This is a genomic window from Salinigranum salinum, assembly GCF_009176545.1.
Classification (GTDB): Archaea; Halobacteriota; Halobacteria; order Halobacteriales; family Haloferacaceae; genus Salinigranum; species Salinigranum salinum.
In genome coordinates this window covers 552837-567165 of sequence record NZ_VTOJ01000001.1, presented here as the reverse complement: position 1 = coordinate 567165, position 14329 = coordinate 552837, and the positions used below count along the sequence as shown (strand labels likewise).

The 14329-nt window shown below is 68.9% G+C and carries 14 protein-coding genes; 7 read left to right on the top strand and 7 right to left on the bottom strand.

The window, feature by feature from the left end; genetic code table 11:
• Positions 1-216 carry a hypothetical protein gene (locus FZP69_RS02670; RefSeq protein ID WP_152039836.1) on the top strand — a complete coding sequence of 72 codons (216 nt, stop codon included), beginning with the start codon at positions 1-3 and terminating at the stop codon, positions 214-216.
• On the opposite strand, the gene FZP69_RS02665 is transcribed toward FZP69_RS02670, so the two are convergent.
• On the bottom strand, positions 208-2142 hold the full coding sequence (locus FZP69_RS02665; RefSeq protein WP_152039835.1) for a sensor histidine kinase: 1935 nt from the start codon (positions 2140-2142) through the stop codon (positions 208-210). The genes FZP69_RS02670 and FZP69_RS02665 overlap by 9 nt on opposite strands.
• A 196-nt stretch (positions 2143-2338) precedes the next feature.
• Entirely contained in the window at positions 2339-3898 is a 1560-nt protein-coding gene (locus FZP69_RS02660; protein ID WP_152039834.1) for a heme-binding protein, read from the bottom strand.
• Between the two features lie 202 nt (positions 3899-4100).
• Between FZP69_RS02660 and FZP69_RS02655 the strand changes: the two genes are divergently transcribed.
• Complete coding sequence (locus FZP69_RS02655; protein WP_152039833.1) at positions 4101-4526, top strand: hypothetical protein; 426 nt, start codon at positions 4101-4103, stop codon at positions 4524-4526.
• Between the two features lie 60 nt (positions 4527-4586).
• On the top strand, positions 4587-4958 hold the full coding sequence (locus FZP69_RS02650) for a cupin domain-containing protein (RefSeq protein WP_152039832.1): 372 nt from the start codon (positions 4587-4589) through the stop codon (positions 4956-4958).
• A gap of 100 nt (positions 4959-5058) precedes the next feature.
• On the opposite strand, the gene FZP69_RS02645 is transcribed toward FZP69_RS02650, so the two are convergent.
• Both FZP69_RS02645 and FZP69_RS02640 read right to left on the bottom strand, forming a co-directional pair.
• The gene (locus FZP69_RS02645; protein WP_152039831.1) at positions 5059-6849 is read right to left on the bottom strand and encodes a site-2 protease family protein; all 1791 of its coding nucleotides are present in this window, start codon (positions 6847-6849) and stop codon (positions 5059-5061) included.
• A gap of 94 nt (positions 6850-6943) precedes the next feature.
• Positions 6944-7216, bottom strand: a complete 273-nt coding sequence (locus FZP69_RS02640; RefSeq protein ID WP_152039830.1) for a hypothetical protein — start codon at positions 7214-7216, stop codon at positions 6944-6946.
• A gap of 165 nt (positions 7217-7381) precedes the next feature.
• Here FZP69_RS02640 and FZP69_RS02635 point away from each other — a divergent pair, with 165 nt between their 5' ends.
• On the top strand, positions 7382-7921 hold the full coding sequence (locus tag FZP69_RS02635) for a hypothetical protein (RefSeq protein ID WP_152039829.1): 540 nt from the start codon (positions 7382-7384) through the stop codon (positions 7919-7921).
• A 3-nt stretch (positions 7922-7924) separates the two neighbouring features.
• Here the strand turns inward: FZP69_RS02635 and lysS are convergent, their stop codons facing one another.
• Together lysS and pyrH are read right to left on the bottom strand one after the other, a co-directional pair.
• The gene (gene lysS, locus FZP69_RS02630; protein WP_152039828.1) at positions 7925-9673 is read right to left on the bottom strand and encodes a lysine--tRNA ligase; all 1749 of its coding nucleotides are present in this window, start codon (positions 9671-9673) and stop codon (positions 7925-7927) included.
• Positions 9670-10389, bottom strand: a complete 720-nt coding sequence (pyrH, locus tag FZP69_RS02625; RefSeq protein WP_152039827.1) for a UMP kinase — start codon at positions 10387-10389, stop codon at positions 9670-9672. The genes lysS and pyrH overlap by 4 nt, the downstream gene beginning before the upstream one ends.
• 131 nt (positions 10390-10520) lie before the next feature.
• Between pyrH and FZP69_RS02620 the strand changes: the two genes are divergently transcribed.
• From FZP69_RS02620 to FZP69_RS02610, 3 genes are all read left to right on the top strand, one after another.
• The gene (locus FZP69_RS02620) at positions 10521-11288 is read left to right on the top strand and encodes a molybdopterin synthase (protein ID WP_152039826.1); all 768 of its coding nucleotides are present in this window, start codon (positions 10521-10523) and stop codon (positions 11286-11288) included.
• Positions 11289-11731: 443 nt separating this feature from the next.
• Positions 11732-11992 (top strand): DUF7123 family protein, encoded by a 261-nt coding sequence (locus FZP69_RS02615; RefSeq protein ID WP_152039825.1) that lies wholly within the window; start codon positions 11732-11734, stop codon positions 11990-11992.
• Between the two features lie 119 nt (positions 11993-12111).
• Complete coding sequence (locus tag FZP69_RS02610) at positions 12112-13245, top strand: site-2 protease family protein (protein ID WP_152039824.1); 1134 nt, start codon at positions 12112-12114, stop codon at positions 13243-13245.
• 105 nt (positions 13246-13350) lie between these two features.
• Here the strand turns inward: FZP69_RS02610 and thiL are convergent, their stop codons facing one another.
• Positions 13351-14244: a thiamine-phosphate kinase gene (thiL, locus tag FZP69_RS02605; protein WP_152039823.1), complete on the bottom strand. Its 894-nt coding sequence runs from the start codon at positions 14242-14244 to the stop codon at positions 13351-13353.
• Between the last annotated feature and the right edge of the window lie 85 nt (positions 14245-14329).

Sequence of the window (14329 nt, the reverse complement as noted above, 5' to 3'; positions counted from 1 at the left end):
ATGTCGAAGGCGACACTCCTCAAGGCCACCCTCGCGGTCCACGCCGTCCTCGCGACCCTGGTCGCCGCCGACGCGAAACGCCACGGCCGGCCGATCGGCAAGTGGGTCGCCCTGACGCTCCTGACGGGGCTGGTGGGCGTCGTCGTCTACCTCCGCTCGGGCGGCGACGAGGAGCTCCCGCTGGACGAACTCGTCGACCGGGTCGAGCTAGAGTAAGAACTCGAACCGCGCGCCGCCGTCGCTCCCGTCGGTCAGCCGCACCTTCCAGCCGTGCGACTCCGCCACGGCGCCGACGATCGCCAGGCCAAAGCCCGTCCCGTCGTCGTCGGTCGAGTAACCGTGGTCGAACACCGTCTCGCGCTCCTCGGGTGGGACCCCCGGACCGTCGTCCTCGACGTAGAAGCCCGCGCGCTCACCGTCGTCGGCCGCGTCGTCGCCGTCTTCGAGGAGCGCACCGATCCGGATCGTCGGCTCCGGCCCGGCGTGTTCGACGGCGTTCCGCAGGAGGTTCTCGACGAGTTCGCGCAGGCGGCTGCGGTCGGCGTCGACGGTCACGTCGTCGACGATCACCAGGTCGCCGCTGCCGATCCCCTCCCAGCAGGTCCGCGCGAGCGTCGCGAGGTCGACGGGTTCGGTGTCACCGAGCCCCCGACCCTGTCTGGCGAGCGTGAGGAGGTCGTCGACGAGCTCCGCCATCCGCCGGTGGCTCTCGGCCACGATATCGAGGTGCTGATCGACCGGATCGCCGCACGTACACGCCTCGCGGGCGAGTTCGAGCCGTCCCTCCGCGACGTTGAGCGGGTTGCGGAGGTCGTGCGAGACGACGGAAGCGAACTCGTCGAGGCGGGCGTTGCGCTCGCGGAGTTCGGCTTCCCGGGCGCGGAGGGTCTCCTCGCGTTCGGCCCGTTCGAGTGCGGCCTCGACGTTCGCACAGAGCACGCGCGCCAGCGAGACGTCGGTGTCGGCGTACTGGCTGGCGACGACGGAGCCGGCGACGAACAGTCCCCGATCTCCCAGTGGGATCATGAGTTCGCTCCGGATCTGCGTCGTCGGGTCCATGACGCCCTGTTCTTCGTTCACGCGGTCGTAGACGCGCGTCTCGCCCGTCTCGAACGCCTCGAACGCGAGGCTCTCGCCCCGCTCGAACGAGGGCGGATCACCCTCGTCGCCGAGGAACTCGCGGGTACGCTCGCTCGCCGCGACCGGCACGAGCGCGTCCCGGTCGGGGTCGTAGAAATTGATCGAACAGATGTCGTGGCTCAGGACGTCCCGGGCGATGTCGACGGCGACGTCCGCCACCTCGGCCGCGGTCTCGGCGCTCATCAGGCGTCGGGTCGTCTCGTGGAGCCGTGCGAGTCGTTCCTCGCGTTCGACCCGGTCGAGGGCTGCGCCGACGTTCGTCGCCAGGAGCCGTACCACCTCGACGCTCTCCTCGAGACGCCGGTCGCCGTCGGCCGCCGCGACGAGCAGCCCGTGGTCGCCGAGGGGGACGACGAGGAGCGACAGCGGCACGTCGAGATCGTGATCCGTCCGGGAGACGACGCGTGGCTCGCCGGTGCGGAGCGGCTCCCAGAGCGTCCCGTCCGTGGGACCGATCGTGGGTAACGACGGCCCCGCAGCGGCCTCGCTCGACGCGACCGGCGACAGCCGTCCGTCGTCGAGGGCGTAGATCCCGACCACGTCGAGGCCGAGCGCCTCGACCGCCGTCTCGACGGCGACCGTACAGACCTCCTCGCGACCCGTCGCCCGGACCAGGTCGGCGGTCGCGCGTTCCAGCACCGACACCGTATGCGGCACGGACGGGTCGGTGTGCGGGACGACGACGCCGAAGACCGCCGGTTCGCCGTCGTCGTCGATCCGTGCGAGCCGGATAGTCGCGTCGAGCGGGTCGCGTCCGAGGAGCGTGACCGGGTGTGTGACGCCGTCGGCCCGTGCCGTCTCTGTCCCGCGCAGGAGCGGTTCGGCGTCCGTCTCGTCGGGGGTGGCCGGAACGATCACGTCGAGTGGATCGCCACCCAGGAGCGACTCGGGGGAGGCGTCGACGAGTGCCGCGAGCCGCGCGTTCACGTCGAGGAACGCGCCGTCCCGGGCGACGTACCGACCGACCGCGTCTCCGTCCTGTCGGGACCCGTGGTCCGGCATCGGGAGGGACGTGGTGCTCGGAGGGCAAAAGCCGACCGACGGCACCGTCGTCCGTGTCGTCTTCCGCGTGCCGGAGCCGCCGACCGTCGAGCGCGCGCCCACGCTCGGCCGGGAGCCGTCGTGCCGTCGGGCGGACCGGGCAGTGGAGGGACGACGGTACGGGACTCGAACCCGGGAAGAACCGGCCGGTCCGGAATCAGGCCAGGAAGACGTGCCGGGGGCGGTCCGCGAGCACGTCGCGGCCCCACTGGACGGTCTCGCGGAAGTCGTCGGAGCGGAAGAATCCCATCGCGTCCTCCTGCGAGCGCCACTGGCTGGAGATGAACATGTCGTTGTCGTCCTCGCGGTTGACCATCAGCGCCGTCTCGTGGTGACCCTCCATCTCGTCGAGCACCCCGCCAACGACGTCGAATTTCTCGACGAACTCCTCGCGGTACTCCGGTTTGACGGTGTAGAACATCCCCATCGTCCCGAAGCCGCTCTCCTCGCCGGCGCGAGAGACCACGCCGGGGAGCTCCGAGAGGAAGCCCGCGGCGGTCTCGGCCGCCGACGCCGTCTCCCAGATGCTCACCACGGCGGCTCTGTCCACGGAGTCGGCCTCGTACACCGCCGTCTTGACGTGCGTGCCGTAGTGGTCGAAGTTGGCCCGCAGGCCGTCGACCTCCTCGAAGAGGTCGTCCGGGTCGGCCTCCGAGTAGAGGACGGTCGCGTAGACGTCCTCGCCGTGTGGCTTGCCCGCGTAGACGTCCAGGTCGTCGAGTTCGCCGCGGATGTCCGCGTCGGTCCCCGTGTCCGATCCGCCATCGTCTCCGTGGTCGTGGTCGTGCTGACCGCCGCTCCCGTGGTCGTGCTCCGCCCCGTGGGGGTGGTCGCCCTCGCCCCCGCCGTGATCGTGGTCGGGACCGTGGGGGTGGTCGCCAGCGGCGTCGTGAGCGTGGCCGTGCGCCACTCCCTCGTCGTGGCCCGCGGCCTCGCCGGTCGGCACCGACTCCCCTCGCAGATAGGGGCCGAGGTCGTGCGGCGGGAACCGACGCCCGACGTAGAACTGGCCGAACTCGCCGTATCTGGCCGAGACCTCGTCGAACCGCATCTCGTAGACGATGTCCTTGATGTCGGTCGGGTCGGCACCGAAGAGCGTCACGCCCCACTCGTGGTCGTCGAAGCCGACCGAAGAGGAGATGATCTGTTTGATCCGGCCGGCGTAGTCGCGGCCGGTGTCGCCGTGTTCGGACATGAGCTCGCGCCGCTCGTCGAACGAGAGGGCGTACCAGTTGTCGTCGCCCACCCGGCGCTTCGACATCGGGTAGAAGGAGACGTACTCGTCGTCGGGGAGGTCGGGGTGGAGCTTCCCCTCGATGTACCGGCGCAGTCCCTCGTCGATCGCCGCCTCGTCGCCGGTGAAGTAGTCGTCCGAGACGTACCCCGACACCTCCGTGACGGAGACGTACGACGTCGGCTGGTCCGTGAACCCGGCGAGCGCCGTCGTCTCGAACTGTCGTTCCGCCCGCGAGAGCGCGTCGAGCGTCGGTCGGAGGTGCAGGAGCAGGAGGTCGGCCTTGTGGCCGACGACACTGAACACCGCAGACGCGCCCGCCGAGTCGTCCTCGACGGCCTCGTGTGCGGAGAGGTAGGCGACCCCCTCCTCAACGGCGCGGCTTCGCTCGCGCTCGGGCGCGTCGCGCCAGGCGTCCCAGTCGACGGTTCTGAAGTCGTGGAGCACGAACCACCCCTCGTCGGTCGGCGGAGCCTCTGTCATACCCGGCGGTTGGGAGGCGAGGAGTATGGGGCTTGCGTGTCGCGCCCAGCGAGGGAGCACTCCCGTGAGAGAGCCGTCGGCCGTTGGGCGACGACGGTCGCGTCGTGAGCGGCGTGCCATCGAACGCCGGGACCACGACGGCAGAGACGCGCGGCGGTATGCCAGGGGCTACAGTTATCTGTCCCGAATTGCACTCTCTCGGATGGACGAGTCCCCGGGAGCGGACATCGAGCGGTTACTGCGCTATCTGGACGACCGATTCGGGGACGCACTGCGCAGCTGCGTCGAGTACACGCCGAACAACAGCCGCATCCACTACCTCCGAGACGACATCGAAGTCGAGAAATCGCAGGCGGAGGCGCGGCTCGTCCGGATCGAGGAGCTGTACCACGCCGAGCGGCTGAGCGCCACGCCGCTCGTCGACGACTCCGAACTCGGCCGACTCAACCTCTCGTACCACCTGTTCGACGGCGCGCTCGTCGTCCACCTCGTGGAGCCGTCCGGCCGCGTCGTCGGGGTCTCGCTCGACGTCGACGCACAGTCGGAGCTCCTGGCACTGTCCACCGACCTGCTCGACGCGCTCTACGGGGAGGTGCCCGACCGGCTCGACCGTGTCGACCCCGGGTGACTCGGCCATCGAGGAGCAGACAGGGATACCTTCTTGCGCTCACGGGGCGAGCAGTGGCGTATGCCCGCACGTCTCTCACTCGACGACCTCGACCCGGTCGCGGTCGACAGACCGGATACGGAGGCGTCCGTCCTCCCCATCGGCTACGAACTCCGGCCGGAGAAGATGCGCCCGGCCGTCTGGAACCTCCCCGCCGGCGAGTCGACGCCGTACCACCGACAGCGCGAGCAGGAGGAGCTGTATCTCGCTCTCTCGGGACGGTTCGAGGTCCGGATCGAATCCGAGAGCGGGGAGGAGACGTTCGAGCTCGCCGCCCGCGACGTGCTCGTGGTCGAGCCGGAGGTCGCCCGTCAGGTGACGGCGCTCGAGGACGGGGAGCTGTTCATCGTCGGCGCGCCCAACGTCAAGGACGACGGCGTGATCGTCGAGTAGCGCGACACGCCGGTCCCGATCGCTCCCACTACCGTCTGGACGCTCACGACGCGAACGGACAGTACAGTACAGTGCTCCGCGCCAGTGTCCGGTTAGCTCGTCACCGCAGAAGCGTCGGCCCGAAGATGAGCAACACGAGCGACGCGAGCATCACGAGGCCGACGCTCGTCGTCACGGTCCGGACGAGCGCGTGCGGCTGGTCGACCGGGAGCCGGGAGACGATCGCCTCGGTCCCGGTGCGGAGGATGCGCCCGCCGTCGAGCGGGTAGCCCGGAATGCAGTTGAACAGCCCCAGCTGGAGGTTGATCCACGCCGTCCAGAACAGCAGATTCGCGAGGATGAACACCCCGTTCCCGAGGACCGCGAGTGGTCCCTGGACTGTGTAGAAGTTCATCACCGCGGGGGTGAACCCCGGGAAGTTGGGAATGCCGAGGATCACCGAAGCGAGCGGCAGGATGAGCGAGACGTAGACGAGTCCGAGCGGCGAGTCCACGACGTCGATCGGCGCGTCGCCGCCGTCGCCGCCGAGCAGGGTCAGGTAGGTGCCCGCGGGGTACGACCGTGCGCCGAAGTCCGTGAGCAGGAGACCGCTCGTCCCCGGGAAGATGCTCACGCCGAGGAAGCCGTTGCCGTCGCGGGGGTTCTCCCCGAGCGTGACGGTGTACGTCTCCAGCGAGCCGTCGGCCCACGCACGGACCTCGACCGTCTGGCCGGGCGTCGTCCCGTCGAGGACCGCGTTGAGATCCGCCGACGAGGTGACGCGCTCGCCGCCGAGGCTCGTGACGATGAGACTCCCGTTCGTCGGGGCCTCACCGTCGGCGAGGGGGCCGTCGGGGGCGACCTGCGTGATGTACGCGCCGACGGGGACGGTGACCTCACCGCGAGCGGTCGAGAGGCGTGCGAACGTCCGGTTCTCGGTCGCGTCGCGGAGGCCCGCCCGGGTGAACACTTCGGTGCCGTTGACCGCGGTGACGGCGATGGGCTCGTCGCCGTCGGAGACGTCGAGGTTCGCCGGGTTCCCACCCACGGAGCCGACGACGACGAGGCGGCGCTCGACCGACACCGTCCGCGGGCCGTCGCCGCCGTCGACCCGCACGTCAACGGTCCGGGCGTCGGTCGACGACAGGACCGCGTCGAGTTCCGTCTCCGTGGAGACGTCCTCGCCCGCGACGGCGAGCACCCGGTCGCCGCTTCCGATACCTGCGGCGGACGCGGGCGCGCCGTCGAACGTTCCCTGGACGGCCATGCCGGGTGCGACGCCGACGGCACCGATCACGGGGCCGAACAGCAGCGCGAACGCCACGACCGTGATGGCGAAGTTGTTGGTGACGCCCGCGGCGAACATGCGTGTCCGCCCACCGCGGTCGGCGTTGCGCTGGCTCTCCTCGTCGGGTTCGACGAACGCCCCGACGGGGATCAGTGTGAGGAAGACCAGCCCCATCGACTCGATGTCGATGTCCTCGACGCGACAGAGGAGGCCGTGGCCGCCCTCGTGGACGACGAGGCCGACGAGGAGCCCGAAGACGATCTCGGGCGCGACCGAGAGAGGGAGGAAGTCGTTGACGCCCGGGATGACGAGGAAGTTCCGCGGCTGGTTCACCTGCGTGGGAGCGGGCGGGTTCTGGAGGATGCTGAGTCCCTGGAACAACAGGAGGGCGAACGTGCCGACCATCACGACCAGCGTGATGCCGACGCCGACGTTGCTCCAGGCTCGCCAGAACCGTTTCGGCCGGGCGAGCCAGTTCAGGAAGTCACGCCCCCGTTTCGTGTGCAGCGTGGTGAGCGGTCCCTGGACACGAACGGAGGAGGGCAGGATGCCGCGCGACTTCAGGAAGAAGCCGATGAGGGAGTAGGCGAAGACGCCGACGAGCACCCAGATCAGCGTGTTCATCAGCCGAGAGGAAGGGAGCCGCGCTCAAAGACGTTCGGATTGTGCGTGTCGCCGGTGCGTCACAGGAGGGGGCGTGTCGCGCGTTCGCGAGGCACTACTCCGTCGAGGCGGACTCGGATTCGGACTCCGACGCGGCGTCGGTGGGCTCCAGTTCGATCTCCGTGAACTCGGCCTCGCGGGCGGCCCGCCGCCGCGAACGGAGGTACAGCACCACTCCGATGCCGCCGACGATCGCGAGCGCGAGGAGCAGCCGGCGACCGCCACGGCCACCGCGTTCCGTGTCCGTCGTGTCCGTCGCGTCCGTCGCGTCGTCGACCGACGATTCGTCGTCCGCGTCCCGTCCGCCGCCGATGTCGAGGATACCCATATTGTTCTCGTCCGGTGGAGGGTCGCAACCCTCTTGAGCGTGTCCCCTCTCGGAACCGGGACGGCGCGCCCGGTGCGAACGTAGTTTCCAGCACGGTGACAGGAGGCGAATACAGTTCTCGAGCAGGAGACAGATTGATCCGCTGGCGCGGCGTGGCTGGGGTGGATGTTCGACGCCACCCGCTACGAGATCCGCCAGAAGATCGGCATCGGCACGAAGTACAACGTCTACGAGGGTGACGCCGACGAGCCGATCCTCACCGCGAAGAAGAAGAAGCTCAAACTGAAGGAGGACTTCCGCTTTTCGACGCCCGACGGCGAGGAGATGTTCCGCGTGAAGGCAGACAGCGTCCTCGACGTCGCCGCCGCGTACGACGTCGTCGACGCCCGCACCGACGAGCGTGTCGGGAGCGTCAGGCGCGAGATCGCGTCGTTCCTCAAACACGAGTACGCCCTGCTCGACGCCGAGGGGACTGTCGTCGCGGTCCTCCGCGAGGACAACCACCTGATGGCCGCCCTCCGGCGACTGGTCACGACGCTCATCCCCTTCTCGTACGACATCGTCACACCCGACGGGACCGTGGTCGGGACCGTCGGCGAACAGTTCTCGTTCCGCGATAAATATACGATCGAACTCACGGGCGACGTCGACCCGCGGCTGGCGGTGATCGGAACGGTCGTCGTCGACGCCATCGAGGGGAACTAGCCCTCAGCCCTCGCGCCGAAGCCGGGTCACGACGAACTCGCGGTCGAGTTCGCCGAGGAACTCGCCCAGCCGGGGACCGGAGTCGGCGTCGAAGAAGAGTCGGTAGCCGGCACCGAAGAACGCGCCCGTCTCGATGCCATGCTCGTCGGGGAGTTCGTACATCTGTCCCTGGATCTCCTCGCCCGCGTGGCCCTCGGCGACGAAGTCGGCGAGGTCGTCGAGCGCCGCCGCGACCGGCGGGTCGACGTCGACGTCTGGCAGGTCGGCCTGGAGGCGGTAGTTGTACTCGTTGTCCATCCGTTCGGCCCACGCACGGGCCTTCTCCACCCGAGCCAGCGCCTCCTCGACGGCCCACGCGGGCGTGTCGTCCGCGATGTGTCCCTCGTTACGGGCCATCCGCTCTCTGAGTTCGGGATCGTCGGTCATCCCGAGTACCGCGGCGAACGTGTACGGGATGCGGACTCGCTCCTCGCGCACGTCGTCCACCACGAACGGGTAGGCACGGTCGGCGAGCGCCTCGACGGTGTCGTCGTCGACCTCGCCGAAGTAGACGCGCTCGAAGCGGTCGAACTCGTCGACGAGCTGGTCCAGCCGAGAGAGATCGAAGTCCTTCGCCTTCTTCGGGTTCCGCACGAAGAAGTACCGCAGCACCTCGGGTTCGAGCAGCGTGAGCACCTCGTCGACCGTGACGACGTTGCCGGACGACGACGACAGGGGTTCGCCGTTGAGCGTGAACCACTCGTACGTCATGGGGACGGGCGGTTCGATGCCGAGGACGGTGCGGGCGATCTCCTCGCCGGAGGGCCACGACCCCTCGGCGTGGTCCTTGCCGAAGGGCTCGAAGTCGACGCCGAGGACCTGCCACTGGGCGGGCCACTCGAACCGCCAGGGGAGCTTGCCCTCGCGGAACGTCGCGGTCCCCTCGTGGCCACAGCCCTCGATCTGCTGGCCGCCGGCCTCCAGCCCGGAACAGACGTAGTCGACCGTCCGGGCGTCGAGGTCGACCCCCACGATCGCGGTCGTGAGCCGCCCGCATTCGGCACACTGCGCCATGAACGGGACGTACGAGTCGTCGACGCCCCCCTGGTACGCGCTCAGAACCTCGCGGGCCGTGTCGGCGTTCGCGAGGACGTGGTGGACCACGTCGTCGAAGTCGCCCGCCTCGTACATCGCGGTGTTCGACAGCATCTCGACGGTGACGCCGATGCGCTCGGCGCTCTCGTCCAGGAGGGAACTGAAGTGGTCGCCGTAGGAGTCGTGGTCGCAGTCGTCGAACGGGTCGGGGATCGACGTGTACGGCACCCCGAGGTTCCGTCCCAGGGCGCCCGCGTCGACGTCGCCGAGGCCGACGAGGTTCCAGTCAGCGTCGGCGAGCGTTCGCGGCACCTTGCGGAGGGCGTCGCGGTCGTCGGCGGTGAACACCTGTCGGACCTCGTGGCCGCGTTCGCGGAGCACCGCGGCGACGTAGTAGCCCCGCATGATCTCGTTGAAGTGGCCGAGGTGCGGGATCCCCGAGGGGGAGACGCCACCCTTGATGACGATCGGGTCCTCCGGCGACCGCGCCTCGATCGCGTCGGCGACCTCGTCGGCCCAGAAGACGCGGTACGGGCCGGTCTCCCCGTCGGCTTCGTCTGTCGGGCCGTCGTCGCCATCGATGACCGGATCGACCTCGTCGGCATCCGTGTCAGCCTCGTCGGCATCCGTGTCGACCTCGTCCGCGTCCAGGTCCGGGTCGCGCCCGTCGTCGGTCATCGCTGTGCCCAGTAGGTCGGCACCTCGTCCGTCCCTTCGGGGACGATGTCCGTCCCGGTGTGGTCGCCGCGCAGGGCGGCCGCCTCGATCCGGCCGGGGTCCGTGCCGTCGAGCACGATCGTCCGCATCTTCGACCGCTCGATGAGCTTCGCGGCGAGGAGGTCGACGGGGGCGGAGGCCCCGGCGTTCATCTCGATGCCGCCGATGACGTCGACGAGCTCCGCGGCCGAGAGCGTCTCGTACTTCTCCGCCGTGGAGTCGACGTTCGGGTCGGTACTGTAGACGCCGTCGACGCTCGTCGCGTAGATCAGGAGGTCGGCGTTGACGTACTCCGCGAGGGCTGCGGCCACCGCGTCGGTCGTCTGTCCCGGCGTGACGCCACCCATCACCGACACGTCCCCGCGCCTGATGGAGTCGCCCGCGTCCTCGTAGGTGTGTGCCGGCTTCGGATCGACGCGGGGACCGAGGGCCGCGATGAGCAGCCGCGCGTTGATGCGCGTCACGTCGATACCGAGCTGGTCGAGCTGGACCTCGTTCGCTCCGAGATCGCGTGCGGCAGAGATGTAGTCGCGTGCGACGCCGCCGCCGCCCACGACGATACCGAGTTCACAGCCCTCCGTCGCGAGAGATTCGATGACGGCAGCGTGCCCCTCGACGCGTCGAGGATCGAGCTCCGGCGCGAGCACGCTCCCGCCGATAGAAACCACGACTCTCATTGGCATCGGATTGCCGAGAGCGGGGCTTAAGAGTTATCAAGTCGCAGCCAGGGACGAGCCGTGGAGGCGCCGTGTGCCGCGGTCGACCCGGCGCGGGAAACACTAAAGCCGGTCGGTCACCGCGTTGGGGTATGCGAGTATTCGGCATCGCCGGTACGGGTGCGGGTGACCTGGCGGCGCGGCTCACCCCACGGCTCGACGGACCCGTCGTGGTCGTCGAGTCGGTTGAGACAGTCGACCACGACGGGACGGCCGACACGTACCGGTTGGCCGACGAGTCGTGGAACGCGGCGGGAACCGGCCGTTCGCTCGGGGCAGTGCTGGACGACGTCGCACCACGGTACGCCTACGCGATCTGTCTCGGATTCGCCGACGTGGACGTGCCGACGGTCGCTCTCGGCGACGTAGACGTGCCAGAGTCGCTCGTGGCGGCGGCGTCGGCCGACGAGGTCGACCTCGACGCGGTGCTCGACGCGCTCGGCGGCGTCGAACCACACGTCACGCTGGGGACGCTCGTCGCCCGGATCAAGGCGTCCCCCCGAGCCGACCGCGCGGGAGCGATCGCCACGTTCACTGGCCGCGTCCGTGCGAAGGACGGCGACGACGACCCGCGGACGACGGCACTCGAGTTCGAGAAGTACGAGGGCGTCGCCGAGGAGCGCATGGCGACCATCTGCCGTGAACTGGAGGCGCGTGAGGGGGTGCTCGACGTGGAGATGCACCACCGAACCGGCGTTATCCCCGACGGCGACGACATCGTCTTCGTCGTCGTCCTCGCCGGACACCGCGAGGAGGCGTTCCGGACCGTCGAGGACGGTATCAACCGGCTCAAGGACGAGGTGCCGCTGTTCAAAAAGGAGGTCACGGTCGAAGACACGTTCTGGCGGCACGAGCGGTAGTCGGGTCGGTCGTCGCGGGCGAACGCGCGGGCGCGACCGTCCAGTCGCCGACTGTCTCGGGGATCGACGACGTGTCTTGGACGTTCTCAGTCGAGAACGGAACGCACCCCGGGCGTCTCTCGGTCGGTGTCGAGGGGCGCGATCCCCGCGACACGCCGTGGCGCTCGCCGCACGCCCCAGGTGCCTGGCACGGCTCTTTCGGCAATTATTGCGTCAACATGCCGCCCGTCAGACGGGTTTCGACGCCGAGAGGGAGGTATTAAATTCGATATAATTTTTGCCGAATAAAAATCTCAAGAGTCAGTATAAAATGTCTAACAATGTCTCAAAGAGTCGTGAACCGTTCGTAAAACGTCGGATCGGCCTGAAAGCATCCGAACTGCTCCTAACGTTCCTCCGTTTATATACCCTTCCGAGTCCAGCAGTGGAGTGAGGTGAACGAGATGAGCGCAACCGTACCCCCCTCCACCGACGGCAGCTCGAAAGAAGAACGCCTGAAGCAGTACCTGCTCGAGAAGGCACAGGACGGCGAGATGTACTTCAAGAGCAAGTTCATCGCCGACGACGTCGGTCTGTCCCCCAAGGAGATCGGCGCCCTGATGGTCAAACTCCGTGACTCCGCGACCGAACTCGAAGTCGAGAAGTGGTCGTACACGTCCGCGACCACCTGGCGCATCGAGCGACGAGAGGCCGCCCCCGCGTAACACGCTCGCCCGACACGTCCCCCCCCCCCCCGCTCTCTGCGGTTGCTTTTTGACACTCGACAGCGTCGGCAGCCGCGGGTGACACGAGATTTATACCGGTGTCCCCCTTACCGCGAGTGATGGCTCCGGCCGAATCGGAGACGCCGAGAGAGGTGCTCCAGTCCGTCTTCGCCCTCCGCGAGACGCATCGCGACGGCGACCGCATCCTCTTCTACGGCGAGGCGCTGGTCCCACGCGGGACGCTCATCGAGGAGGTGTGGCCGGCGTTCCGCGAAGCGGGGTACGACGCCCGTCTGGCGACGACGCGGTCGGGCACCGACGACGTCGTGATCGCCGAACCGATCTCACCCGGTCCCGACGGGATTCCGTGGAAGAACGTGGCGCTGTTCGTGGCGACGGTGCTGTCGACGCTGTTCGTCGGGAGCGTCGCGTGGTACTACGTCCCGCTCGAGTCGCTCCAGCGGAACCCGCTGTTGGTGCTGCGTGCGTGGCCGTTCACCGCCGCGGTCCTCGGCGTCCTCGCCACCCACGAACTCGGTCACTACGTCGTCGGCCGGTACCACGGCGTCGACGTCTCGCTCCCCTATCTGATACCCTTCATCTTCCCGTTCGGTACGCTCGGGGCGATCATCCGGATGCGCGGACAGATGCCCGACCGGCGTGCACTGTTCGACATCGGCGTCGCTGGCCCGCTGGCTGGACTCGCCGCGACCATCGTGGTCACCGTCGTCGGGCTCTCGCTCCCGCCGATGACGGTCCCCGCCCGCGTGCTCCAGCAGAGCGGCGAGGTGATCGTGTTCAACAACCCGCCCCTCCTGGATCTCATCGCGACGGCCATCGGCCAGCCGACCAGCTACACGGATCCGGCGAAGACGGTCCACCCCGTCATCATCGGCGGGTGGGTGGGGATGTTCTTCACCGTGCTCAACCTGCTCCCCGTCGGCCAGCTGGACGGCGGACACATGCTCCGCGCGATGCTCGGCGAACGGCAGGAGACCGTCGCCGCGCTGGTGCCGCTCGTCCTGTTCGGTCTCGCGGCGTACCTCCACTACGGACGGGGACTGGGACTCAACGAGTCGGTGGGACTCTGGGCGTTCTGGGGGCTGTTCGCGACCGTCATCGCCTACAACGGCCCGGCAGAACCCATCGACGAGACACCGCTCGATGGGCGCCGGCAGGTCGTCGGCCTGCTCACGTTCGCGCTCGGTGCGCTCTGTTTCCTCCTCGTCCCGATCCGAATCATGGGCGTCTGACGTCGGGAAGTGCGTCGAGAAATCCGGCGTTAACGACCCATTAATCGGGGGATATGGCCCCGATCAGGCCGCCACGATTCGCACACCGTGCGTGCCGTCCCGCACTCACTGGCCGTGAGTGTATCCACGGTCGGGGAGCGGCTCGCCGTCGACCGTGATCCCCGCGTCGCACTCGACGACGTCGCCGACGACCGTCAGCGAGGTGCCGAACGCGTCGAGTGCGGCCTGCGCCTCGGCGAGGGCCGACGGGGACAGGGTACAGACGAGTTCGAAGTCCTCGCCGAAGGCGACGGTCAGGTCCCACACGTCGGCCGGATCGGCGTACGTGGCGAGAGCGTCGTGAGCCGGGATCCGATCGGCGTCGACCACGAACCCGCAGTCGGAGGCGTCGGCCAGCTGGTGGAGCGACCGGGCGAGCCCGTCGCTCGAGTCCATCATCGCGGTCGCGTGCGCGGCGAGCCGCGTCCCTTCCTGGACTCTGGGAACGAACTGGAACAGCTCGTTGCCCCGGTCGGCGTCGTCGTGTTCGAACGCCCGGACGCCAGCGGCACTGCGACCGAGCGTTCCGGTGACACAGACCACCTCGCCCGGACGGGCTCCCGACCGCAGTACCGGCACCGTCTCTCCGACACGACCGATGGCGGTGGTGGCGGTCGTGAACTCCTCGTGCTGGTCGAGGTCCCCGCCGACGTACGTGGCGTCGACGCGCTCGGCGACGTCGCGTGCCCCGTGGACGAAGGCGGTGAGTTCGTCCTCGTCGAACTGCGGGGCGGCGTAGGCGGCGACGGCTGCCGTCGCCGGGACGCCCATGGCCGCCACGTCGGAGAGCGACGCCCCGACGGCGCGCCAGCCGGCCGTGTACCGGGTCGTCCCCGTCGGGAAGTCCGTCGTCTCGTGGAGCATGTCCGTCGTCACGACCAGGTCGTCGACGACGGCGGCGTCGTCCCCGGCGACGGGGAGCACGTCGGCGAGCATCCGCAGCGCGGTCCGCTCGTCCATGTCCCCACCGGGAGGGCCGCCGTCGAAAAGGTTCCCTTCCGCTCGTGGCAGTCGCCGGTCGCGTTCGGAGTCGCTCCCGACGGTC

Excerpts from the sequence above, each read along its gene's own strand:
- FZP69_RS02665 (WP_152039835.1), bottom strand. The coding sequence starts at position 2,142 with ATGCCGGACCACGGGTCCCGACAGGACGGAGACGCGGTCGGTCGGTAC.
- FZP69_RS02645 (WP_152039831.1), bottom strand. The coding sequence starts at position 6,849 with ATGAACACGCTGATCTGGGTGCTCGTCGGCGTCTTCGCCTACTCCCTC.
- FZP69_RS02670 (WP_152039836.1), top strand. The coding sequence starts at position 1 with ATGTCGAAGGCGACACTCCTCAAGGCCACCCTCGCGGTCCACGCCGTC.
- thiL (WP_152039823.1), bottom strand. The coding sequence starts at position 14,244 with ATGGACGAGCGGACCGCGCTGCGGATGCTCGCCGACGTGCTCCCCGTC.
- FZP69_RS02640 (WP_152039830.1), bottom strand. The coding sequence starts at position 7,216 with ATGGGTATCCTCGACATCGGCGGCGGACGGGACGCGGACGACGAATCG.
- FZP69_RS02635 (WP_152039829.1), top strand. The coding sequence starts at position 7,382 with ATGTTCGACGCCACCCGCTACGAGATCCGCCAGAAGATCGGCATCGGC.
- FZP69_RS02660 (WP_152039834.1), bottom strand. The coding sequence starts at position 3,898 with ATGACAGAGGCTCCGCCGACCGACGAGGGGTGGTTCGTGCTCCACGAC.
- FZP69_RS02610 (WP_152039824.1), top strand. The coding sequence starts at position 12,112 with ATGGCTCCGGCCGAATCGGAGACGCCGAGAGAGGTGCTCCAGTCCGTC.
- pyrH (WP_152039827.1), bottom strand. The coding sequence starts at position 10,389 with ATGAGAGTCGTGGTTTCTATCGGCGGGAGCGTGCTCGCGCCGGAGCTC.
- lysS (WP_152039828.1), bottom strand. The coding sequence starts at position 9,673 with ATGACCGACGACGGGCGCGACCCGGACCTGGACGCGGACGAGGTCGAC.
- FZP69_RS02615 (WP_152039825.1), top strand. The coding sequence starts at position 11,732 with ATGAGCGCAACCGTACCCCCCTCCACCGACGGCAGCTCGAAAGAAGAA.
- FZP69_RS02650 (WP_152039832.1), top strand. The coding sequence starts at position 4,587 with ATGCCCGCACGTCTCTCACTCGACGACCTCGACCCGGTCGCGGTCGAC.
- FZP69_RS02655 (WP_152039833.1), top strand. The coding sequence starts at position 4,101 with ATGGACGAGTCCCCGGGAGCGGACATCGAGCGGTTACTGCGCTATCTG.
- FZP69_RS02620 (WP_152039826.1), top strand. The coding sequence starts at position 10,521 with ATGCGAGTATTCGGCATCGCCGGTACGGGTGCGGGTGACCTGGCGGCG.